Here is a 22,388-nt window from a genome sequence, read left to right on the forward strand (position 1 = left end):
GATAGCCCCTGTTTTAGATTGAAACGGCAACTTTTCTAACTTTTTTTGCTCTTGACCTAAAAACACAGAACATACTGATACAAATGATTTTTTTATTAAAAACAACATTCCGCAAACAGCACTTGTGCGGCTTTGTTGCAAAAAAAATAACAAGTGCCCCTTGCCCGACAAAAAAACGTGCTTAAATTTTGGAACATCAAAGACTAAAAGCCAGACCATTCTGGTTCTTTATAATTCAAGATTACATTCGTGAGAGTTTTCTCATGAGGAGGTTTAAACATGGGTAAAATTATTGGTATCGACCTTGGCACAACTAACTCTTGTGTCTACATCATGGAAGGTAAAGATCCTAAGTGCGTAACCAACCCTGAGGGTGGTCGTACTACGCCTTCTATTGTAGGTTTCACCGATAAGGAACGCCTCGTTGGCGATATTGCTAAACGTCAGGCTGTAACAAACCCAGAGCGTACTATCTTTGCAGTTAAACGCCTTGTTGGTCGTCAGTTTAACTCCCCTGAAGTACAGCGTTGGGCTGAACACTCTCCTTACAAAATCGTAGAAGGTAAAAACGGCGAAGCTTACGTTGAAGTGGAAGGCCGTAGCTACTCCCCTGCTGAAGTATCTGCAATGGTACTTGGTAAACTTAAATCTGATGCTGAAGCATACCTTGGCGAAGAAGTAACTGAAGCAGTTATTACTGTTCCTGCATACTTCAACGACTCCCAGCGTCAGGCTACTAAAGACGCAGGTAAAATTGCCGGTCTTGAAGTAAAACGTATCATTAACGAACCTACCGCAGCTTCTCTTGCGTACGGTCTCGATAAAAAAGCAAACGAAAAAATCGCTGTATTTGACCTTGGCGGCGGTACTTTCGATATTTCTATCCTCGAAGTTGGCGACAACGTTGTTGAAGTACTCGCAACTAACGGTGACACCTTCCTCGGTGGTGAGGACTTTGACCTCGCTATCATCAACTACCTCGTTGAAGAGTTTAAAAACGAAAACGGCGGTCTTGATCTCTCTACAGATCGTATGGCTCTCCAGCGCCTCAAAGAAGCTGCTGAAAAAGCTAAAAAAGACCTTTCCACTTCCATGGAAACCGAAATCAACCTGCCGTTCATCACAGCTGACCAGACAGGTCCTAAGCACCTTATGCTTAAACTTTCTCGTGCTAAGCTTGAAACCCTCGTTGGCGATCTCGTAAAACGCACAGAAGGTCCTTGTCAGAAAGCTCTTACTGATGCAGGTCTCAAACCTGGTGACATCGACGAAGTTATCCTCGTTGGTGGTATGACCCGTATGCCTCTCGTACAGAAAGTTGTTGCTGACTTCTTTGGTAAAGAGTCCAACCGTTCTGTAAACCCTGACGAAGTTGTATCCATGGGTGCAGCAATTCAGGGCGGCATCCTTGCTGGTGACGTTAAGGACGTTCTTCTCCTCGACGTTTCCCCGCTTTCCCTTGGTATTGAAACTCTTGGCGGCGTGGCAACTAAGCTCATCGAGCGTAACACCACTATCCCAACCAAGAAGTCTCAGACCTTTACCACCGCTGCTGACAACCAGCCTTCAGTATCTATTCACGTACTGCAGGGTGAACGTCCAATGGCTGGCGACAACATGACTCTCGGTCGTTTCGAACTGACTGGTATCCCAGCAGCTCCACGTGGTGTTCCACAGATCGAAGTTACTTTCGACATCGATGCTAACGGTATCGTAAGCGTATCCGCTAAAGACCTTGGCACCGGTAAAGAACAGTCTATCCGCATCACCGCTTCTTCCGGTCTCTCTGACGAGGAAATTGATAAACTCGTTAAAGAAGCAGAAGCACATGCTGATGAAGATAAGAAAAAGCAGGAAACTATCGAAGTTCGCAACCATGCAGACACACTCATCTACACCACTGAGAAATCAATTGGTGAGCTTGGTGATAAACTTGACGCTGACCTGAAAGCTGAACTTGAAACTAAAACCGAAGCACTTAAAAAACTTCTCGAAGCTGAAGAAATCGACGTTGAAGCTGTAAAAGCAGCTAGCGAAGAGCTTTCTCAGGCTTCCCACAAACTTGCTGAACAGCTTTACGCTCAGCAGGCACAGGGTGCAGAAGGCGGCTGTCCTGGCGGCGACTGCGGCGCAGGCGCAAGTGCTGGCGCAGCAGGCGCTCAGCAGAAAAAAGACGACGAAGACGTTGTTGACGCAGACTACACAGAAGTAAAATAGCTATAATTCAGCTAGCATGGGGTAATAACACCACTTACCCACATCATGCTCTTGCAATTGACGGTTGATATGATTACCTTGGCCTGATTCGCGCTTATGCGGATCAGGCCATTTTTTTATACGGTATTATTATATGAAAGATACATTTTCTCTATCATTACGCAGTGTAATAATTACACTCCTGGTTATGGCACTTACGGTGGCTTCTCTTACTGGGTGTGGGAAAAAAGTCATTGTAACTCCGCAAGCTTCTCCTTCTAAAGGCGCAGAGCAGCAGCTGTCTGAGCAAGCTCTTGCCGCCTACAATAGCGGGGACTACACTGCTGCCAGCTCGCTCTATGACAGAATTCTGCAAAAGCAGAACCTGACACGAGCACAAAAGCGCAGTGCTTGGCGCTATTACGCACTTAGCACTATTAAAAGCGGTAGAGCTACCCTCGGCTTGCAAGCTCTGGACAAATGGGAATCAAATCAACCCGGTGTAATTGATAGCACCGAATGGCAAGACATGTGGATGATGGCGGTTAAACAACTTCCAGCACACAAATCGCTTGCAATCCTTGAATCCACATATGCAAAAACTTCTAACCCTTGGGGACTGCGCGCTAACGCTGCCCTCCTTCTTGCCGGAGTAGAATGGCGAAAAGGAAACACTGGCGCAGCTCTCACATCACTCGAAGATCTTTACGCGAAAGCTCCTAGCAAAAAATACAAAGCTGCTCTGGAGCGCAGTCTTTTCGCAGAACTTAACGCTATTGATGCACAGTTACTCGCAACCATTTCCGGCTTTCTGACTCCAGAAAATGAGATTACCTACCCGTACTCTCTTGTTCTGCTGGAAAAAGCCCGTCGTGCTGCGGGAGATGAGCAAAACTGGCCGTCCGCATGGGCAGCTATTGAGCGTCTCCGCTCTTTAGGTAAACTTGCAGACCCGACAATCATCGACGCTGTGCTTGCCCCACTCAAAAAAGAATTCGGTGAGCCAACGCACGGCATTGCCCTTACTCTTCCTCTCACAGGTCCTTACGGTTCCATCGGGTGGAAAATTGTACGTGGCGCAGGTATTGCGCATTGGCAGTTAACAAACAATGGATACAACTTTGCCCTGAAAGTTATTAACACCGAATCTGCAACTTGGGAGCAGGAACTCGCGGCTCTCCCAAAAGGTTTCACCATTGTTGGCGGCCCACTGCGTAAAGATGTTTTCCGTAAAATCTACGATAAAGACCTTACAGAAAAACATGCTTTCTTCACCTTCCTTTCTTCACTCCCTGCGGGAACAGAAGGCGAGGATGCATGGAGATTCTTCTCAAGTCCTAAAGATCAAATTCAAACATTGCTGAACTTCGCACAGTTCAACCTTGGCATTAACAACTTTGCAGCATTATACCCTGATGAAAATTACGGTAAGCATATGTCGCAACTGTTTGTAGAACGTGCCAGTCAGCAAACTGAATACCCTGTGCTCACAGCAAGCTATACTCCAAACCAGCCTCAGGGTTGGTCAAAAGACGTAAAAAAACTTCTTGTCCAAAGCGATCAGGAAAATCAAGAACTGCACGCTGCTGACGGAAGTTTCACAAATGCCTCAAGTCAAGAACAGTACAAAGACTTGCCGTACAAACCGGCATTTCAGGCTGTTTTCCTTCCCGATAGCTGGAAGAACATGGAATCTATTATTCCGCACTTCTTCTTCCATCAGGAAGACCGTGCTGTATTCCTCGGCCCTACACTGTGGGAACAGGGATTATCTGCCGGTAGAAAGCTGGAATCACGCTATTTCAAGCTTGCTATCTTCCCGGGTATCTGGAATCCATTCACCCCGACCAATGCCTCCAAGCAGTTGGTTCAGGCAATGGATGATGCAGGACTCGGTAAACCGGATGCATGGGTAGGACTTGGGTACGACTTTATCCGCCTCGCCGCAGGAATGGGTTCCATGCCTGCTGACTGGGATGACGACACTGTGAACGAAGAGCTTGCATCTGCACAGAGCATGGACTGGAGTATCGCTCCAATTTCATGGGATGCAGACGGTCTTGCTTCTGAAAATCTGTTCCTGTTCCGCCCTTCCAGAAACGGTTTTGTACCAATTAATCCAGAATCATTTGCTAACCGTCTCAACGCAGTGCGTGTGCGCCACGATGAGCGTATCCAGATGATGAAGGACGAGGCAGACACTGACAAAGCAAAAGAACTCGGACTGACTATTGAAGAATACCGTATGCAGCGTAATGAAGCTGCTAACGATGTTCATACAACAGAAACAGCCGAGGCTGAAAATTCCGGCCTGTTCTCTTTTGAAACTACGCCAGCCACTTCTCAATAACCGGAGACCACCTCGATGAGCATTACTCCTGAACGGGTAGCACAAATTGCCAAGCTGGCCCGACTTGAACTCGACGATGAAAAACAACGCCTGTTCGCAGGTCAGTTTGAAGATATTCTGAAATACATGGACACATTGAACGAACTCGACACAGCTGGAACCGAACCGTTGTACAGCCCTGTTGAACAGCCTACTCCGCTACGTGAAGACAAAGTTGAAAAAGACTTTACACGCGAAGAGATTGTTTCCAACGCACCGGAAACAGACGGCAAATTCTTTATTGTTCCTAAGATTGTTTAACGGCGGAGTTTATTCCACATGTCATTTTTGTACGATAAATCCCTAAGTGAAATCCGCTCGCTGCTGCTTGCTAAAGAGCTCACCGTTACTGAAGTTGTTGAAGCGTGCCTTGCACGTATTGAAGAAACTGAACCTTCCATTCAGGCTCTTATTTCTGTTCAGGCTGAGGAAGCTCGTGAACAGGCGCGCGCCATGGATGAAGCTGGTCCTGACGAAAGCAAGCCTCTTTGGGGTATTCCGCTTACCGTTAAAGACTTGCTTTGTACCAAAGGCACTAAGACCACTTGCGGTTCTAAAATTCTTGAAAACTTCGAACCATTTTACGATGCATTTGCCATTGCAAAATTGAAGGAAGCCGGAGCCATCCTCATTGGTAAAGCCAATATGGATGAATTTGCTATGGGTTCCTCCACAGAAAACTCTGCATACAAAGCCACTAAAAACCCTTGGGATCTCAACAAAGTTCCGGGTGGTTCTTCCGGTGGTTCCGCAGCATCCGTAACAGCATCGCAGGCATTTGGTACGTTGGGCACAGACACAGGTGGTTCTATCCGCCAGCCTGCAAGCCTTTGTGGTTGTGTCGGTCTCAAACCGACCTATGGTCGTGTTTCACGCCGTGGTATGGTTGCGTATGGCTCTTCTCTGGATCAGATTGGTCCTATGACACGCTCTGTTGAAGACAACGCGCGTATGCTTCAGGTTATTGCTGGTCACGATGCAAAAGATTCTACCAGCGTCGATGTACCTGTTGATGACTACCTTGCAGCACTTGATCGCAAAGACTTACAAGGTCTCAAAATTGGTTTGCCTAAAGAATTCTGGGCAGAAGGTCTTGATGCTGAAGTTGAGTCTTCATGCCGAGCTGCTGTTGCTAAGTTAGAAGAACTCGGTGCTGAACTTGTAGAAGTTGAGCTTCCGCATTCTTCTTTCGCGATTGCAACCTACTACATTATCGCTATGGCTGAAGCCAGTTCAAACCTCGCCCGTTTTGATGGCGTACGGTACGGCTACCGCAGTGACAAAGCAGAAGATCTGCTTGATATCTACGTAAAATCCCGCTCTGAAGGCTTCGGGGATGAAGTACAGCGCCGCATTATGCTCGGTACTTATGTACTTTCTTCCGGCTATTACGATGCCTACTACAAAAAAGCTGCACAGGTTCGTCGCCTTATTCGCGAAGATTACTTGAAAGCACTTGAGCAATGCGACGTACTCGTAGGTCCTGCATCTCCTGTAACAGCGTGGAATGTTGGTGAGCTGACAAGCGACCCGCTAAAAATGTACCTCATGGATATTTACACTATTTCCCTTAACCTTGCAGGGCTTCCGGGCTTATCTCTTCCTGTTGGTTTAGGTGCAGATAGCAATATGCCTGTTGGTCTACAGCTTCTTGGTAAAGAGTTCGACGAAGCCACACTCTACAGCGTGGCATCTCTTCTTGAAAAAAATACTGAAAAGCTCGGTGTTCCAGCAGGATTATAACATAAACTAGCCTGACTCATAATTGTGATATATCGAAAGGAAGCTTGCTTGCAGGCTTCCTTTTTTTAATGAATAAATCCGATTCTTAAATAAGTTCACAAGCTATCAGAGACGTTCCCTGAGAATATATGCTTGCAGCTCCTACGGTAGGCAAGACCCGTAAGAACTCTTTCTTGACCCAGCTCAAGTGGGAAGTGTATCCCTTCTAGACAAATTCAGTATTCATATCTTTGACAGATTTTGAATATATCCAGCAACCGCAATATCAGCTAACCTAACCAATCAATACGCTGCGGTTCTTACAATTTTTGGTATTATTATAGAAACATTCTGCTGTAGTAAGTCAAAAACAGCCTTTTATTGTGACTACAAGAAAAACATCTGGCTATGAAGACTTGCCAGCGGCATATACTAATAAACGCTCAGGACGACCCTATGACTATTGCAGTTGCAGTCAGCGGCGGAACAGATTCGCTTTACGCCTTGCTCACATTGAAAGAACAAGGACACAATATTTTTGCACTTCATGCGCACTTTCTTGCCCCCTGCAAAGAGCGCGAAGAAGCTATTGGCGCCATGTGTGCTTCCTTGGATATCCCGTTTCACGCAGTAGACTTGCACGAAGAGTTCGAACAATGCGTCGTTGAACCTTTCATGAACGAATATGTACAGGGTCGCACTCCGAATCCTTGTGCAATCTGCAATGCAACTATGAAATTCGGTGCACTGCTGCGTGAAGCAGAACGATTAGGGGCGGACACAATTGCAACAGGTCACTACGCAGTATTAGAAGATCACCCAGTATACGGCCGCACATTATCCCGTGGTCATGACCCAAAAAAAGATCAAAGCTACTTTCTGTCACTTGTTCCTAAGTCACAATTGGAAAAAGCACTCTTTCCTCTGGGAAAAATGAAAAAAGAAGACATCAAAGCAGAGTTGGCTGAACGAGGTATTGTACCAGCATACCCAAGTGAAAGTCAGGAAATCTGTTTTGTTCCCAATGATGACTATCGCGCTTTTTTGCTTCAAAAAGGTGCTGAACTTGGTACAGCTGGAAACATGGAACTTGCCGATGGCACAATTGTCGGCAAGCACAACGGGCTGTGGCAATATACAGAAGGGCAACGTAAAGGTCTTGGCATTGCTTGGAAAGAGCCGCTCTACGTTATTAAAAAAGACCTTGAAAAAAATGTGCTTGTTGTGGGGCCTAAGCAGGAACTCTTTTCCACAGGCTGTACCGTAAGCCATATGAACTATCTTGTTGCCCCGGAGCATTGGGGAACCAAGCTTCTGGCTCGAACTCGCTACCGGCAGCAACCTATCTCCGTAACACTGCATGAACAGAATGATATTTTGATTGTTACGTATACTGAACCACAATCACCTCCCGCAAGCGGTCAAGTATTCTGCTTATATGATGAAGACCTGACTGTATTAGGTGGCGGCATTATAGAAAGCTCCTTGTACACATAACGCAAAAAGCTCCTGAAAATCAGGAGCTTTTTTTACATTCAATAAAAAGAGGTTTGCGCAAGGCAAACCTCTTTAGTGTCTGACAGAGGTTGTTGATCTCAACCTAATGCATCGGTAACTGCTTGCTAAGCTATATCAGCCAGAGTTGCAGTTTCATTTGGCTCTGTCATAAGTTTTGGATCTACGATTGCAAATCCCATTTCTTGAGCAATGTACTCTAATGGTTCAACGTTTCCAGTTTTCTTCATTATGTCCATTAATGTTTCGACGCCCAATTTAGCTCCGGCATCATACGGATTCACTTCGCGGAGCAAGGTAGAATACGGCTTGCCGATTTCTTTCGCGAGTGCTTTTGCTGGAATTGGACTGTTTAACACCAGTTCATGGACAATTTTAGTTAACTCAGAACGCATCATAACTCTCCCTACACATTGCTACGAGGAGTCACTATCAGTCTATCACACCCCAATACGCCATTTGAGGTTTTACTATGCGTAACCTGTGAGAAACCAACGTGTTTTATATCATCACACTACGCCTAATGTGATAATACCTCCTCATGTTTCATGTTAAAGCAACACCCTATACAAACTCCCAAATATATAGCTTATTTTCAGAGCATAATTGAGACTGAAATTTTATCTCACCATGCAGTTTTCTGAAAACGTATGACCTCTTTCCTGTAAGTGAGTACTAACGTATACACATATTAGTTAATACTCAACATATTTTATATCTTTTATAGAAAATCTGTTTTTTTAAATTTATGTACTTGATACTAGACATAAATACAACAAATCACTTGTAGCCTTTTTTGACATAATATTGCAACAAATTAAAACATTTTCATAGGATAGCTTACATGAAAGCTGTGATATATAGACGTACTACCGTTAGCATATAAAGTAAGTACTCCTTATCCTGAGTTACACTAACGTAATTAGCTGCGAAAAACAGAAAGCCCTGAATAAATTGCCTCGGCTTTTTTTCTGCCAACACCTTCAATTTTCATTAAATCCTCGACAGATGCTTCTGCCATTTCTTTAACAGAAGAATACTGCGCCCATAGCTTTTTTGCCATGCTTGGTCCAATACCATGAATACGCTGAAGTTCACCCGTTAAAGCTCTTCCTGCTCGCGCTCTTCTATGCCGACCAATAGAGTAGTCATGGCAAAGGTCACGCATATGCTGCAAAAGCAGTAACTCTGGTGCTCCGGCTTTTAGTTGCAAAGGATTAGATCGTCCGGGCAGGAAAATTCTATCTTCAATATTCCCCTTGCGCCTATCTGCTCTGCCGGATTCATCTTTGCGTGCTTTTGCAATAGAAATCACAGTGCATAAACTACTTTGCCCATGCGCTTCGAGCACACTTGTCACAGCGTTCAATTGTCCACGCCCGCCATCAATCAGCAATAAATCAGGCCACGGAGGACCAGACTCAAGGCGACGCTTCATCCATAATGCAAGCACACCGTAGTCATCTCCGCCACTTTCTTCATCAGAAAATGCGTAAGTTCGGTACTGATCTTTTGCAGGTGCATCACCTTCAAAAACAACCATACCTACCCGCGTATCTTTACCAGAGGTATGGGAAACATCGACAATTTCAGTACGGTAAGGTTCTTCTGCCATGCCTAATTTTTTTTGCAGAATAGTAAGCGGACTGACAGCGCGTTTATTTTTGGAATCATCAATTGCGTTCGCTGTTGCCATGGTTACAAGCTTGCTTTCTGTATCATTACGTGGTGGTGCAACACGAACCAACATACCACGAAGCTCTGTCAACGCTTCTGCATGTGCTGCTAACGGCTCGCTGTTTGTCTCATCCCCAAGCACATCATTTCCCCAAGGAACAACCACGCGCGAAGGAACAAAGCTGTTCACGCCATAATACTGAGCAATAAACGATTGAAGTAACTCAGGGGCTTCCTCCAGCCCAAGTCCTGCCCAAAAATAGTATTTTTTGTCGATAAGAATCCCGCCGCGGATAAACAAAATACCAAGAGCCAGTCCTGCATCAGTTTCACCGAGTCCGATAACATCCATATCATGAGCAGTCGGAATAACTGCCGCTTGTTTCTCGACCGTCACCTCTACCGCTTTAATCTGATCTCGCAACTGGGCAGCTGTTTCAAAGTCCATAATTTCCGAAGCCGCATACATCTTCTCCGTCAAAGCTTCGACCAATTCATTAGATTTTCCAGACAGCAACAATTCTACCCGCTGAACTTGTTCAAGATAATCATCGTGCGAAATTTCAAGACAACATGGCGCAAGGCACTGTCCAATATGGTGATACAGACAAGGGCGCACCCTATTTGCGAAAGCTCTGTCTGCACATCTCCGCAACTGAAACACCTTATGAATAGCTTTGAGCGTTTGCCACGCAGAATGGGACGAGGTGAACGGACCAAAATATTTTGAACCATCTTTAAGCACCTTGCGCGTCAATGTCAGCCGAGGCCACTTGTGCTTTTTATTCAGCTTGAAAAGTACATACTGCTTATCATCGCGCAGCAAAATATTATATCGCGGTCTATGCTTCTTAATAAGGCTTGCTTCAAGCAAAAGTGCTTCTTTCTCCGTTGTTGTTATCAACGTAGAAATAGACTGTGCCTGCCGCAACATTGCCCGCGTCTTAGGTGTCTGCGTCTCAGGCGGACGAAAATACGACGCAACTCGCTTTCGCAAGTGCTTCGCCTTCCCCACATAGACAACGCGCCCATGTGCATCTTTATATAAATAGACTCCCGGTGAAACGGGAATAGTCTTCAAATCTATTGGTTCCATAACTACCTGTATCTCATTGTTGTACAGCGTCTTTTACTGCTGCCTTTTAGCATACACGTCACCGAGGGTATAAAATATCATTTCCATCTATAACAGCACTACATACTTTAATTATAGATTTTAATCTCAAAGGGTTAGAAACAGAATGAGAAATGCCTACCCGTTAGCTCAGACAGTATGCTGTGTTGTTTTTACTGCCCTTATCTGCTTTCCCCTCCCAACGTATGCTCTGAAAGTTCGTCCTTCCGGAACATTACAAGTGTTTACCCAGTGGTCAACCGGTTCTACTCTGGGGTTCCAATCTCCATTCTCTGAGCTGGAGATTAACAACAACTTTCGCGCCGCACACTACTTCCAGATTCAATTAGATATTAATCCCAATGAACCCGTTTCAGCTACGGCATTAATGGAAATCGATACCTACTGGGGTGTTGACGACGGTGACAACGGCTACGGTGAGTTTTCCGGTGGGCAAATAAGTTCTGGCGGTGCAAATGTACAGACCTCGCAACTTTTTATGCATGTAGAACCTGAAGATAGTAACTGCATAGGTAGAGCAGGACTTATTTCCGTACATATGCCCAACCAGATCGGCGGTTCGATTATTCTGGATGATACCGTTGGCGCAATAGCGTTAGCATACAGGTTTTCCGACACCCTTAACGGCAGTGTAACATGGGGCAGACCCTATGATCGTCCCAACACCACATTTACTCAGCAGACAATGGATCTGTATGCAACCTCCTTCACATACGCACCAAACGATCAACTTTACACTCTGTATGCTATGTACTCCGATTTCGGGAAAAATGTTGCAGGAACGCCTCCCGGTTCTGCATGGGTTGATGGTGGTAACATCGGCATATGGAACGGGTTTGCGGACTTTTCCGGTGCTCCATGGGCATTCTGGGCTGGTTTTTCCGGTAAATACCACTCTCCCTCTGATCTGGTGTTCAAATCAGATCTTATGTGGGGAACACTATACGGCGGGAATGACCCTGCCAGTCGGCAAGGGGCAGTCTTGCTAGGAGAAATAGATTGGCTGTTGCATAATTACACTGTCGGAATACTGGGCTGGTGGGCGAGTGGGGACAACGCAACAGCATATGAAAACGGCGCAGGGCGCATGCCATTTGTTTCCAACCAATGGGGACTGACTGACTTTGGATACTACCGAACAGCCCTGACCACGGAATCCAGTCTCATACTGCAAGATGCTACAGGTCGTTGGACGTTAGGGCTTCTTGTTGATGATTTAAGCTTAATCGATTTTTTTACATCGTCAATAAAACTTCTCTACATGCGTGGAACAAACAGCCCCTCAATTGTAAAAAATAACCGATTCTCTCCTGCACTTCTCCAAGGTGGCTACCGCAACTACTGGGGAACCTACCTTACCACACAAGACTGGCTTATTGAGCTAGATACAGAATCTACCCTCAAGCTTACAGAACGTCTTAATTTAATTCTGCGTCTGGGATATATTCACATAGAAGTTGACCCTGAAGTATGGGGAACGTCTGACACCCGTGATGCCTACCGTGCTGTTTTTCTTTTTGATTATGAATTCTAGCAACGGCATTTACGTATATTGTAAAGCGACTCGACATTTTTTACGCCCTCTTATAAGGATGGGGCGTCGGATTTAGTTTTATGAACCTTATTTGATTAGGAGCCAGTATGCCCTGTCGTATGATCAGCTACCAGTCCAAAGAGGATTGGAAGGGAATCAGGGATCTTCTCGCTGGACGGGATAACCCTGACAATTCTGTTGAACCTGTGGTGCGTGATATCCTGCATCATGTGCATACAGAAGAGGATAAGGCTCTTGTTCATTACACGCAAAAGTTTGACTGCCCTTCGTTTACGGCGGATATGGTGCGCGTGTCCGAGGCTGCGCTTGAAAAAGCTGCGCAGGACATTCCCGCAGAAGACTTTGATATCATCAAAGAAGCTGCACACAATATCCGTACATTCCACGAGAACCAGAAAGAGAAATCCTGGTTTACTACAAGCGAAGACGGAACAATTTTGGGACAGGTTGTACGCCCCGTTGACCGTGCCGGACTCTACGTACCGGGCGGGCAAGGTGGCGACACTCCGCTTATCTCCAGCATGCTTATGAACGTTATCCCCGCACAGGTTGCAGGTGTGGAAGAAATCTGCGTTGTGTCACCTCCGCGTGAGGATGGATTGCCAAACCAGTATATTCTTGCAGCCGCCCATTATCTAGGGATTACAAATGTATTTGCCTGCGGCAGCGCATGGGCAATCGCCGCTCTTGCGTACGGCACAAAAACCATTCCTGCCGTAGATGTTATTGCAGGTCCTGGAAATATTTTTGTTACTACTGCTAAACGCTTGTTTATCGGCACAGTAGGCATTGATATGGTTGCAGGCCCGAGCGAAATTCTCATCATCGCAGATAAAACCGGAAATCCCGTGCAAATTGCTGCGGATATGCTTTCTCAAGCAGAACATGACCCTCTTGCATCAGCTATTCTTGTTACTGATGATAACGAGCTTGCAAAAGCTGTCTGTGACGAGCTTAAAACGCAAACCGGTCTACTGCCGCGCAATGAGATTGCAGCAACTGCCCTTAAAGATTGGAGCGCAATTGTTGTCACTCCAGATATGGCAGCCGCTGTAGAGCTTTCTAACAATGTTGCACCTGAGCATTTGGAAATAATTGTTGAAGATCCATGGGCGTTATTACCGACCATCCGAAACGCTGGCGCTATTTTTATGGGCGCTAACTCTCCGGAACCTGTCGGTGATTACTTTGCAGGCCCTAACCACGTGCTGCCTACAAACGGTACTGCACGTTTTTCATCAGCATTGTCTGTTGAAACCTTCACAAAAAAATCCAGCATTATTGCTGCGTCTGCTTCCTTCACGCAAAAAAACGCACCGAAAATTGCGCGCCTTGCACGCCTTGAAGGACTGGAAGCACACGCCCGTTCCGCAGAAACCCGCTTAAAGAAATAGCACCTTGCAGGAGTTCTCAAATGAAAGTCGTTACCCAGACAACTATTACAGATTATCCGTTGGTTTCCCGAGGAAAAGTTCGCGATATCTACGAAATTGATGATTCCAGTCTGCTTATTATTACTACCGACCGCATGTCAGCATTTGATGTTATCATGGCAGAACCGATTCCATACAAAGGTGTTATTCTTAACCAGATCACCTTATTCTGGATGAAAAAGTTCGAGCACATCATTGCCAACCATCTCATCGCTTCTGACGTAAAAGATTTCCCAGAGCCGCTGCATAAGTATTCAGATGAGTTAGAAGGTCGCTCCGTGCTTGTTAAAAAAGCTAAGCCCCTTCCTATTGAATGTATTGTTCGTGGTCATATTTCCGGTTCCGGCTGGAAAGACTACAACAAAACCGGCTCCGTGTGTGGCTACGAACTGCCGGAAGGAATGGTGGAATCTGAAAAGTTCCCGAATCCGCTGTTTACCCCTTCCACAAAAGCAGAGCTTGGCGAACACGACGAAAATATTTCTGTTGAACGTGCTACAGAAATGATCGGCAAAGAACTTGCTGAAAAAGTAGCAGATGTGAGTTTACGCATATTCTCCGAGGGTCGCGATTTTGCAGAAGAAAAAGGCATCATCATTGCTGACACAAAATTTGAGTTCGGCATGGTTGATGGAGAACTGACATTGATTGATGAAGTTCTCACTCCGGACTCTTCCCGCTTCTGGCCTAAGTCCAGCTACACTCCGGGTAAAAGCCAGCCTAGTTTTGATAAACAATACCTGCGTGACTGGTTGAGTACACAAGACTGGGACAAAACCCCGCCAGCACCTGCTCTTCCTGCTGAAGTTATTGAAGAAACAGGTAAAAAGTACGCTGAGGCTTACACTATACTTACAGGACAAACACTGCTACTCTAACGAGTGCAACCACAATAATTACCGTAGAAGTCTGCTGCTTGCAGACAAACTGAAATGGAGTTCCTATGCTTCTTGAAGGGAAACGAGCCCTGATTCTGGGTGTTGCCAACAACAAAAGCATTGCATACGGCATTGCCAAAGAATTTAAAGAAAACGGCGCAAAACTTGCGTTCAACTTTCTTGGCGATGCGCTGAAAAAACGTGTTGAACCTATCTGTGAAGAGCTTGACGGCGATTTTATCTTCCAGTGTGATGTAAGCAGCGATGACGAAATTGCTGAAGCAGTAAAATTAGTTGAAGAAAAATGGGGTGGCGTGGATATTATTGTTCATTCCATCGGCTTTGCTGACCGCAAGGATCTTCAGGGACGTTTTATTGAAACTTCCCGTGACGGATTCAAACTTGCCATGGACATCTCTGCATATTCTTTAACAGCTGTCTGTGGTGCATTTGAGCACCTGCTCACCGACAATGCATCAATTATCACCCTCTCCTATTACGGCTCCGAAAAGGTTATTACTAACTATAACGTAATGGGCGTTGCTAAAGCAGCTCTTGAAGCCAGCGTACGCTACCTTGCTGTTGATCTTGGCGAAAAGAATGTTCGCATCAATGCTATTAGCGCAGGTCCAATTAAAACTTTGGCTGCTTCAGGCATTTCCGGATTCCGCAAAATCCTTAACTACATTGAAGACAATGCTCCGCAACAGCGAAATGTAACTACAGAAGATGTAGGACGTTCAGCGCTGTACCTTGCTTCAGACCTTTCATCCGGCGTTACCGGTGAAGTTCTGCATGTTGATTGCGGTTACCATGTAGTAGGTATCGGCATCAAATAGCGGAGCATCCGAAAGGAGGCTTGCATGCTTGAATACATCATCCCACTTGTGGGATTAGTGATTATAGCGCTCGTCTGTATCAAAGTTGTCCCCAAAGGGCATAAGCCTAGCGGGTGAGGCATTAGCTTTGACGGACGGGGAGGCTCCTCGTCAGGATGCGCATGCAGTTCTGCTAAAAAGAAAAAGTACAACTGCAAATAGCTGACAAAAGGGTGGTGTAGTGCCACCCTTTTTTATTTGCGTTCCACTTCACTCTGTTCTACGTATATCAGTAGTGCAGGGTATCTCTACCACTTGCTGGTATCGATTATTCACCAGCCCCTCGCCTCTGCACTTTAGCATACCGGCATACTTGCGTAATATTTTATACCCATTGGAGACATTGAAATGGAAAATATTTTTTCTATTGTGATGCTCATTTTCGTTGTCTTTTTTCTGGCGAAAATGATTCGTAACGGCGGCGGTTGATGTCCGAATCATCATCGAGGAGGCTCCTCGATTTCTAAAGACGATCAGCACACGAAGAAATAGCAGCATCAGGCTGGACGGTATTTCCACGCAAACAAATTTCAATCCCCCAGCCTCGCACAACACACCATACTATTTCTATTCACGTATGGAACTAAGCAAAAAAAGAGCACACACTACAATTGGCGGTATATTTACCGCCTTTTTTTATTTTTTTTGCTTTTTCCCTTGCCAAGCAGTATCCTGTTTGCTAGTTATCCACCTCGACGCGGAGAGGTGTCCGAGCCCGGCCGAAGGAGCACGATTGGAAATCGTGTGTACTAGCAAAACTGGTACCGAGAGTTCGAATCTCTCCCTCTCCGCCAGTCAAAAAGTTACCCTAATTGAGTAGGGAGTCGGACGGCATTTACGCTGTCAACCCGGTCAGGTTCGAGAGAAAGCAGCCGTAGCAGTTGTAGGTGGGTGTCCGACTCCCAGAAGGCGCAAGCAGTCATGTTTGTGCCTTCTTTTTCGCATCGCGGAGAGGTGTCCGAGCCCGGCCGAAGGAGCACGATTGGAAATCGTGTGTACTAGCAAAACTGGTACCGAGAGTTCGAATCTCTCCCTCTCCGCCACATGACGTTAAAAGACGTATACCACATGGTATACGTCTTTTTTTATGTCTATTCCTTCACTATTCTTCCTTGTGATAAAACGCTTTCAATTATCTGCTACATTTTCAAACTTTTTGCTTGCATGGAGCGCACACCTTTGGTAGCTACTTTTTCGCACCGCGGAGAGGTGTCCGAGCCCGGCCGAAGGAGCACGATTGGAAATCGTGTGTACTAGCAAAACTGGTACCGAGAGTTCGAATCTCTCCCTCTCCGCCAGCAATAATCATAAACTTCGAAGTCCTGCTTCGAAGTTTTTTTTATATCTTTTTTTCACTCACAACTGCCTCTCCCCCTATCTATACACACTCCCCGTCCCTTCTCCTTTATGGTATTCTCATACAATTGAGAGTTAACCTTTTGCTTGTTTTTCGAATGCCCCTTGAGCCAATACAATTGTCGGGCTATTAGAATGGCACTAAGGAGCATGACATGAACAATTCGCTACGCACCAAGCCACAACAAGAGCGTGCGATCGCCACAATCAACAGCATATTAAAAGCTTCTAAACGCGTTCTTCTCTCCGAAGGGTACGAAAAATTTACGACCAATCGGGTAGCAGCCGAGTCGGGTTTTAACATTGGAACAGTATACCGGTACTTTCCAGACAAAGAAAACATCATCCTCAAACTCTATACAGAGCGACTTGATGAAGCTTACGTTTTTTTCATAAACCATCTGACAGACAAAAGCATTTGGGACAACCGTACGTGGAATACCATTGAAGAATTCTTCGGCTCTATCCTTGCACGCTTTATTGCAAACCACACCGTAGATGACCACTACCTCGCCGTTGAGCTGACAAAAGCCACTGTTTTGAACCAGCATATCCAACACCCAAGCGGCACATACGAAAAACGCGCCCGCGAAGCCATCCGCAAGACGATACAAAAGCGCTTCAAGCTCAAGGCTGACAACCAACAAATTCAATTTCTTCTCTCTCTCGGAATCCATCTCGCCCTCATGGTCAGCATGCAGCCAGAAAAAAAACGTCACTATACCGCTGAGCAAGTAGCAACCACATTCTCCGCAACCATTCGTACATATTTCAAAAGCCCACTGACTAGCTAATAAAAAAACCCGCTACATAATATAGCGGGCTTTTTGCTAACAGTTGCAAATGAGCAATTACAAAAAATCTCTCCAGTCTTCTTCGTGCTTTTCTGCCATAGTTGCCAGCAGCTGCTTGATCGGGGAATACAGCATAGTACAACCAAGTCCGGTAGCAAGCCCGCTGTACGTAATTGCCGGATCAGGATCAATATTGAGCAGATTGAACGCAGTTCCACCAAGACACGCTATACCGATAATTAACGCTACGTACCAAGCAGCTTGCAGCCCTTCTTCGGCACCATTTGCAAGATTAAGCAAAAAGAGACCGTACAACCCAACAGCGAGCAGATAGGCTGCAATGCGAACAAAAGGCGCAAAAGGCCCTGCATACAAAAAAACACACAGCATTGCTGTAAGCACAGAACCAAGCCACAAACCTGACTGGATATTCATGCCAGTCTCTGTATCAAGACGCTTGAGTAAAAAACATAGCAATAAGCCAGAACTGAGTAAGCACCCTGCGACCACAGTCCATTCAACAGGTACAAAAAAACCTGCGCTAGCCATTACTGCTGCAAAAATAGCGAGTCCAGCGCTTACAACATCAAACTCCCCATTACGGACAAACGCACTCATCTCACCAAGCAGCATAGCCCCTGCACATCCGAGAATTCCCCCGAATGCAATGGCGGCAAACACGCTGCCAGCTGCATAAGAAGCGCTGACAAGCAGCAACAGGCAGACGCTCCACATCATCCAGAAAGAGCGACACTGTGCAGAAAAAATCCCGCATACATCGCTCCACTTTTTTCGCATCGACAGTTTCATTCATTACCCTCTTCTTTCCCGTATGGAGGGGGAACTACCATATAACACTTCCGTGTGCTACTCCCTCTTTTCTGCTTCGCAACTGGCACACAATATATAAAAACCATGTCGATATCATCAACCTTTACAACAGTGTTAAAAATGCAATATAGAATACAAATCAACAATACATTTTGCGCTATTTTTCAATTCTAAGCCTCTTTTTGACACACCTGCTTTTCCTCCTCTTATAGAACTCATTATTTTTCAAGATGTTGACTGTTTACACAGCCCACTCTCAGTTGTTTACAATTTTGTAAATAATCACTTTTTGTTTGCATTTGAAAGCAATTTTCTGATAGCAGCGAAGACGAGACTGGAATATTTTTTGCGTTTTAATCTGGAGTACTCAGTGATTCGTTTCGAACAAGTGAATAAGTGGTACGGCAGTGACCACCATGTGCTTAAAGACATAAATCTTGAAATAAAACAAGGCGAAGTAGTTGTAATATGTGGACCTTCCGGTTCCGGCAAATCGACTCTTATTCGCTGCATAAACAGACTTGAACCCATCCAGCAGGGCAAAATCATCGTAGATGATATGGACTTGCACAACCCTCGCCTCGACCTCACTACGCTTCGTGCTGAAATCGGTTTCGTATTCCAGCAATTCAATCTGTACCCGCATATGACAGTTTTGGAAAACATTACACTCGCTCCTACCATGGTACGAAACATGCCGCGTGCTGAAGCAGATAAACTCGGCATGGAACTTCTTAAAAAAGTTAATATTCCTGATAAAGCTGGGGCATACCCAAGCCAACTTTCCGGCGGACAGCAACAGCGCGTTGCCATTGCACGCGGTCTTGCAATGAAGCCCAAAATCATGCTTTTTGACGAGCCTACGTCTGCTCTTGACCCTGAAATGATTAATGAAGTTCTGGATGTAATGAAAGCGCTTGCCCGTGAAGGAATGACTATGGCGTGTGTTACTCACGAAATGGGATTTGCACGAGAAGTGGCAGACAGAGTTATCTTTATGGATGAAGGTGTATTAGTTGAGGAAAATACACCGAATGAATTTTTCAACAATCCACAGCACGACCGAAGCAAAGAGTTTTTAAGCAAAATTTTGTCACATTAAGGTAGACACTGCTCGTAATTTTGCTTTTTTTGTTATTATGGAGGTATGCCGCAATTGCGGTAGAAGTTACTACACTGAAACTGGGAGTTGACAATGCGTATTAGTAGAGTTCTGGCTTTAACTTTAACTCTTGTAATGATGGCGTCCGTTGCTTTTGCAGGTCCTTCTTATGATCGTATCATGAAGGACAAAAAAATCCGTATAGGTGTCATGACCGACTCAATCCCCGGCGCGTTCTTCAATGACAAAGGTGAATGGGTAGGGTTTGATTACGATATCGCATCTGAAGTTGCCAAACGTCTCGGTGTTGATATTGAGCGCGTAAAAGTGAACAACAAAACCCGCATTGCCTTTATCCAGCAGGGTCGTATTGATGCATCTGTTGCGAACATGACACACACTCGTGAGCGCGAAAAGTCTATCGACTTCTCCATCACCTACTTCTTTGATGGTCAGAAAATTCTCTCAAAAACAGGCAAATACCAGTCTCTTGCTGATATGAAAGACAAAAAAATTGCTACAATGCAGGGTACAACTTCCGAAATCAATGTGAAGCGTGCTCTTAAAGCATTAGGCGTTGCCAATCCTGATGCACATGTTATTTCATTCCAGAAAGAATCCGAATGTTTTCAGGCTCTTCAGATGGGTCGTGTAGCCGGTTGGTCAACAGACGCAACCATTCTGCTTGGCTATGCTTCAAAAACTCCGGGCAAATACGAGCTGGTTGGTGAATTCCTTTCTGACGAACCATACGGCATCGGTCTTCCTCACAACGACTCTGCACTGCGTAATTCTGTAAACGCAGCACTTCAAGATATGTGGCGTGACGGTACCTACATGACTATTTACAACAAATGGTACGGTCCGGACACACCTTTTGCTATGCCTATGACCGGTTCAATCGAACTGTGGCCATAATTATTTGATCTATCGATCATTTCCGTACGTCCGGTTCGCGCCGGACGTACGTTTCACCGCTGCCATCCGGCTCCAGCAAAACAATTATTGCTGTATTTCTTGCTAAAGGGTTTGTTATTTCATGCTACGCTATTGGTTGGAAAAACTTTGGGTTCAAAACACAGTACTCGCTGTGCTCGGCATTATCAGTCTCTACTACTGGGGCTGGGTCTTTGATTTCGGGTATGATTTTCAATGGCCGATTCTCTTTACAGTCAATGAAACCTACCAGTTGAATTTTGGTGTTGAAATCCTGAAAGGGTTACAGCTTACTGTTAAAATTACCATCATCAGTTCGCTTATCGGCATAACCCTCGGTACGGCTCTGGGGCTTGCCCGTCTTTCGGACTTCAAGCCACTTAATTGGACAGCCACCTGCATAGTTGAATTTTTCCGCAACACACCACTGCTTGTAATTTTATTCTTTTTCTATTTTGCATTCCCGCAAGCATTGCCGGAAGCAGGAAGAGAACTTCTATTTGAAACCCAATTTGAATTTTGGACCGCCACCGTTGCTGTAGGCATTTACACCAGTGCTTTCATGGCTGAAGTTATCCGTGCCGGTCTTCAGTCTATCCCTAAGGGACTGCTGGAGGCTGCCTACTCCTCCGGGCTGACCTATGTGCAGGTTCTGCGCAAAATCATTCTTCCATTGGCATTCAGGGAAATCATTCCACCTCTTGGCAGTGAATTTCTTAACAACATGAAGAATACCTCTCTTGCCATGATCGTTGGAGTTGCTGACCTTACATGGCAGGCACAGCAAGTCGAAGCCCTTACTTTTAAAGGCTTTGAAGCAACAACAGCAGCTTCCGTACTGTATCTTGCTTTTTCTCTCGTCATTGCTTTCATCATCAACGGGGTAGATGGGCATATTCGCTCTTCCAGCAACGGAAAACGGAGTCTGCCTGTTATTTTTATAGACATTATTCTCATTCCCATATCGATAATTACTAAAATTTTCTTCAGCCCTGTTGCCCGTCATCTTCGACAGCAACGCCGTAAAAAGGTACATACAGGCGTAAAAGTTAATACAAGCCAGCTTATTCTCAAAAAGCTTTACATTGTCCTTGTACTCATAAGTAAAGGGGCATTTCTCGCTATCCTTGCTGGGCTGCTGTATTCGCTTGCCAAAGGATTCTATAATTTTGACTGGTCTGTCATTTTTAGGGAACTTCCTACAATGCTTGTCTGGCAATTCCCGAATGCAACGGGGGATGATCTCTTTATGGGACTGGGCGGTTTTGCGCTATCCTTTATTATTGCCAGTGTCGCTATTGTTGCCAGCTTTTTCATTGGGCTGATAGTAGGACTCGGTCGAAGCTCAAAAAACCGCATATTCCGTATTCCGAGCCTGCTCTATATCGAACTGATTCGCGGCAACCCGCTTATCATTGTTATCTACTGGGTGTATTTCCTTATCCCTGTGTTGTTCGATAGCTTTATCAACACAGTCTGGTCAGCCTCCATTGCGCTTACACTCTTTACTGCTGCGTACCTTGCAGAAATTGTGCGAGGAGGAATCCAGAATATTCCTGCGGGACAGGTTGAAGCAGCCTTTTCTTCCGGTCTTTCGTACTGGCAGACTATGCGCAAAATTATTCTACCGCAGGCGCTTAAACAGATGATTCCACCTATTGTTGGATTGTTCATTGCCATCTTCAAAGACACCTCCCTTGTGACTGTCCTTGGAGTTATGGAACTCACCTCTGTTACTAAAGCGCTGGATAACCGCCTGATGATTGCTTCGATGGAGTTATGGACGACTGCTGCGGTTCTCTACTTTGTTCCATGTCTGCTTATGTCAAAATATGCAAAACACCTTGAAATGAAACTTTCACCGGAACAGACAAACCTAAAAATGTAATACCAATCACCCGATAACGCGCAAAGCGCCTTGCAACATTATTGCAAGGCGCTTTTTTTGTGTGAGTATACACAGCCGCACAGAGCATTTGGCTAACGATTTT

At 45.4% G+C, this 22,388-nt stretch carries 16 protein-coding genes, 3 tRNA genes and 1 other RNA gene; 17 read left to right on the top strand and 3 right to left on the bottom strand.

Features of this window, described 5'->3' with window-relative positions; genetic code table 11:
* Positions 1-279: 279 nt before the first annotated feature.
* The 5 genes from dnaK to mnmA all read left to right on the top strand — a co-directional run bounded on the left by dnaK (position 280) and on the right by mnmA (position 7,804).
* On the top strand, positions 280-2,217 hold the full coding sequence (dnaK, locus tag N4A56_RS03465; RefSeq protein ID WP_295545080.1) for a molecular chaperone DnaK: 1,938 nt from the start codon (positions 280-282) through the stop codon (positions 2,215-2,217).
* Between the two features lie 133 nt (positions 2,218-2,350).
* Entirely contained in the window at positions 2,351-4,546 is a 2,196-nt protein-coding gene (locus N4A56_RS03470) for a penicillin-binding protein activator (RefSeq protein ID WP_295545082.1), read from the top strand.
* A gap of 15 nt (positions 4,547-4,561) precedes the next feature.
* Complete coding sequence (gatC, locus tag N4A56_RS03475) at positions 4,562-4,846, top strand: Asp-tRNA(Asn)/Glu-tRNA(Gln) amidotransferase subunit GatC (RefSeq protein ID WP_293668999.1); 285 nt, start codon at positions 4,562-4,564, stop codon at positions 4,844-4,846.
* Positions 4,847-4,864: 18 nt separating this feature from the next.
* Positions 4,865-6,328: an Asp-tRNA(Asn)/Glu-tRNA(Gln) amidotransferase subunit GatA gene (gene gatA, locus N4A56_RS03480; protein WP_295545084.1), complete on the top strand. Its 1,464-nt coding sequence runs from the start codon at positions 4,865-4,867 to the stop codon at positions 6,326-6,328.
* A 435-nt stretch (positions 6,329-6,763) separates the two neighbouring features.
* Positions 6,764-7,804, top strand: coding sequence for a tRNA 2-thiouridine(34) synthase MnmA (mnmA, locus tag N4A56_RS03485; protein ID WP_295545086.1), 1,041 nt, complete (start codon positions 6,764-6,766; stop codon positions 7,802-7,804).
* A 125-nt stretch (positions 7,805-7,929) separates the two neighbouring features.
* On the opposite strand, the gene N4A56_RS03490 is transcribed toward mnmA, so the two are convergent.
* The gene (locus tag N4A56_RS03490) at positions 7,930-8,217 is read right to left on the bottom strand and encodes a phage regulatory CII family protein (protein WP_293669003.1); all 288 of its coding nucleotides are present in this window, start codon (positions 8,215-8,217) and stop codon (positions 7,930-7,932) included.
* Between the two features lie 527 nt (positions 8,218-8,744).
* Positions 8,745-10,595, bottom strand: coding sequence for an excinuclease ABC subunit UvrC (gene uvrC / locus N4A56_RS03495; RefSeq protein ID WP_295545088.1), 1,851 nt, complete (start codon positions 10,593-10,595; stop codon positions 8,745-8,747).
* Between the two features lie 145 nt (positions 10,596-10,740).
* On the opposite strand from uvrC, the gene N4A56_RS03500 reads away from it, so the two are divergent.
* The 9 genes from N4A56_RS03500 to N4A56_RS03540 all read left to right on the top strand — a co-directional run bounded on the left by N4A56_RS03500 (position 10,741) and on the right by N4A56_RS03540 (position 17,528).
* Positions 10,741-12,168: a hypothetical protein gene (locus tag N4A56_RS03500; protein WP_295545090.1), complete on the top strand. Its 1,428-nt coding sequence runs from the start codon at positions 10,741-10,743 to the stop codon at positions 12,166-12,168.
* Positions 12,169-12,275: 107 nt separating this feature from the next.
* Entirely contained in the window at positions 12,276-13,583 is a 1,308-nt protein-coding gene (gene hisD, locus N4A56_RS03505) for a histidinol dehydrogenase (protein ID WP_295545091.1), read from the top strand.
* Between the two features lie 20 nt (positions 13,584-13,603).
* Entirely contained in the window at positions 13,604-14,500 is an 897-nt protein-coding gene (locus N4A56_RS03510; RefSeq protein ID WP_295545093.1) for a phosphoribosylaminoimidazolesuccinocarboxamide synthase, read from the top strand.
* Positions 14,501-14,565: 65 nt separating this feature from the next.
* Entirely contained in the window at positions 14,566-15,339 is a 774-nt protein-coding gene (locus tag N4A56_RS03515; protein WP_293669011.1) for an enoyl-ACP reductase, read from the top strand.
* Between the two features lie 738 nt (positions 15,340-16,077).
* A tRNA-Ser gene (locus N4A56_RS03520) sits at positions 16,078-16,172 on the top strand.
* A gap of 21 nt (positions 16,173-16,193) precedes the next feature.
* An RNA gene (ffs, locus tag N4A56_RS03525) (signal recognition particle sRNA small type) lies at positions 16,194-16,289 on the top strand.
* Between the two features lie 37 nt (positions 16,290-16,326).
* Positions 16,327-16,421 (top strand) — tRNA-Ser (locus tag N4A56_RS03530).
* Between the two features lie 160 nt (positions 16,422-16,581).
* Positions 16,582-16,676, top strand: a tRNA-Ser gene (locus tag N4A56_RS03535).
* Between the two features lie 213 nt (positions 16,677-16,889).
* A complete protein-coding gene (locus N4A56_RS03540; protein WP_293669012.1) occupies positions 16,890-17,528 on the top strand; it encodes a TetR/AcrR family transcriptional regulator in 639 nt (212 codons plus the stop codon).
* Positions 17,529-17,585: 57 nt separating this feature from the next.
* On the opposite strand, the gene N4A56_RS03545 is transcribed toward N4A56_RS03540, so the two are convergent.
* Positions 17,586-18,338, bottom strand: a complete 753-nt coding sequence (locus N4A56_RS03545) for a hypothetical protein (protein WP_295545096.1) — start codon at positions 18,336-18,338, stop codon at positions 17,586-17,588.
* Between the two features lie 391 nt (positions 18,339-18,729).
* Between N4A56_RS03545 and N4A56_RS03550 the strand changes: the two genes are divergently transcribed.
* The 3 genes from N4A56_RS03550 to N4A56_RS03560 all read left to right on the top strand — a co-directional run bounded on the left by N4A56_RS03550 (position 18,730) and on the right by N4A56_RS03560 (position 22,285).
* Positions 18,730-19,461: an amino acid ABC transporter ATP-binding protein gene (locus tag N4A56_RS03550; RefSeq protein WP_293669016.1), complete on the top strand. Its 732-nt coding sequence runs from the start codon at positions 18,730-18,732 to the stop codon at positions 19,459-19,461.
* Positions 19,462-19,554: 93 nt separating this feature from the next.
* Positions 19,555-20,379, top strand: a complete 825-nt coding sequence (locus N4A56_RS03555; protein ID WP_293669017.1) for a transporter substrate-binding domain-containing protein — start codon at positions 19,555-19,557, stop codon at positions 20,377-20,379.
* A 121-nt stretch (positions 20,380-20,500) separates the two neighbouring features.
* The gene (locus tag N4A56_RS03560) at positions 20,501-22,285 is read left to right on the top strand and encodes an amino acid ABC transporter permease (RefSeq protein ID WP_295545097.1); all 1,785 of its coding nucleotides are present in this window, start codon (positions 20,501-20,503) and stop codon (positions 22,283-22,285) included.
* Positions 22,286-22,388: the final 103 nt, after the last annotated feature.

The organism is Halodesulfovibrio sp. (assembly GCF_025210605.1).
In the GTDB taxonomy this organism is placed as follows: Bacteria; Desulfobacterota; Desulfovibrionia; order Desulfovibrionales; family Desulfovibrionaceae; genus Halodesulfovibrio.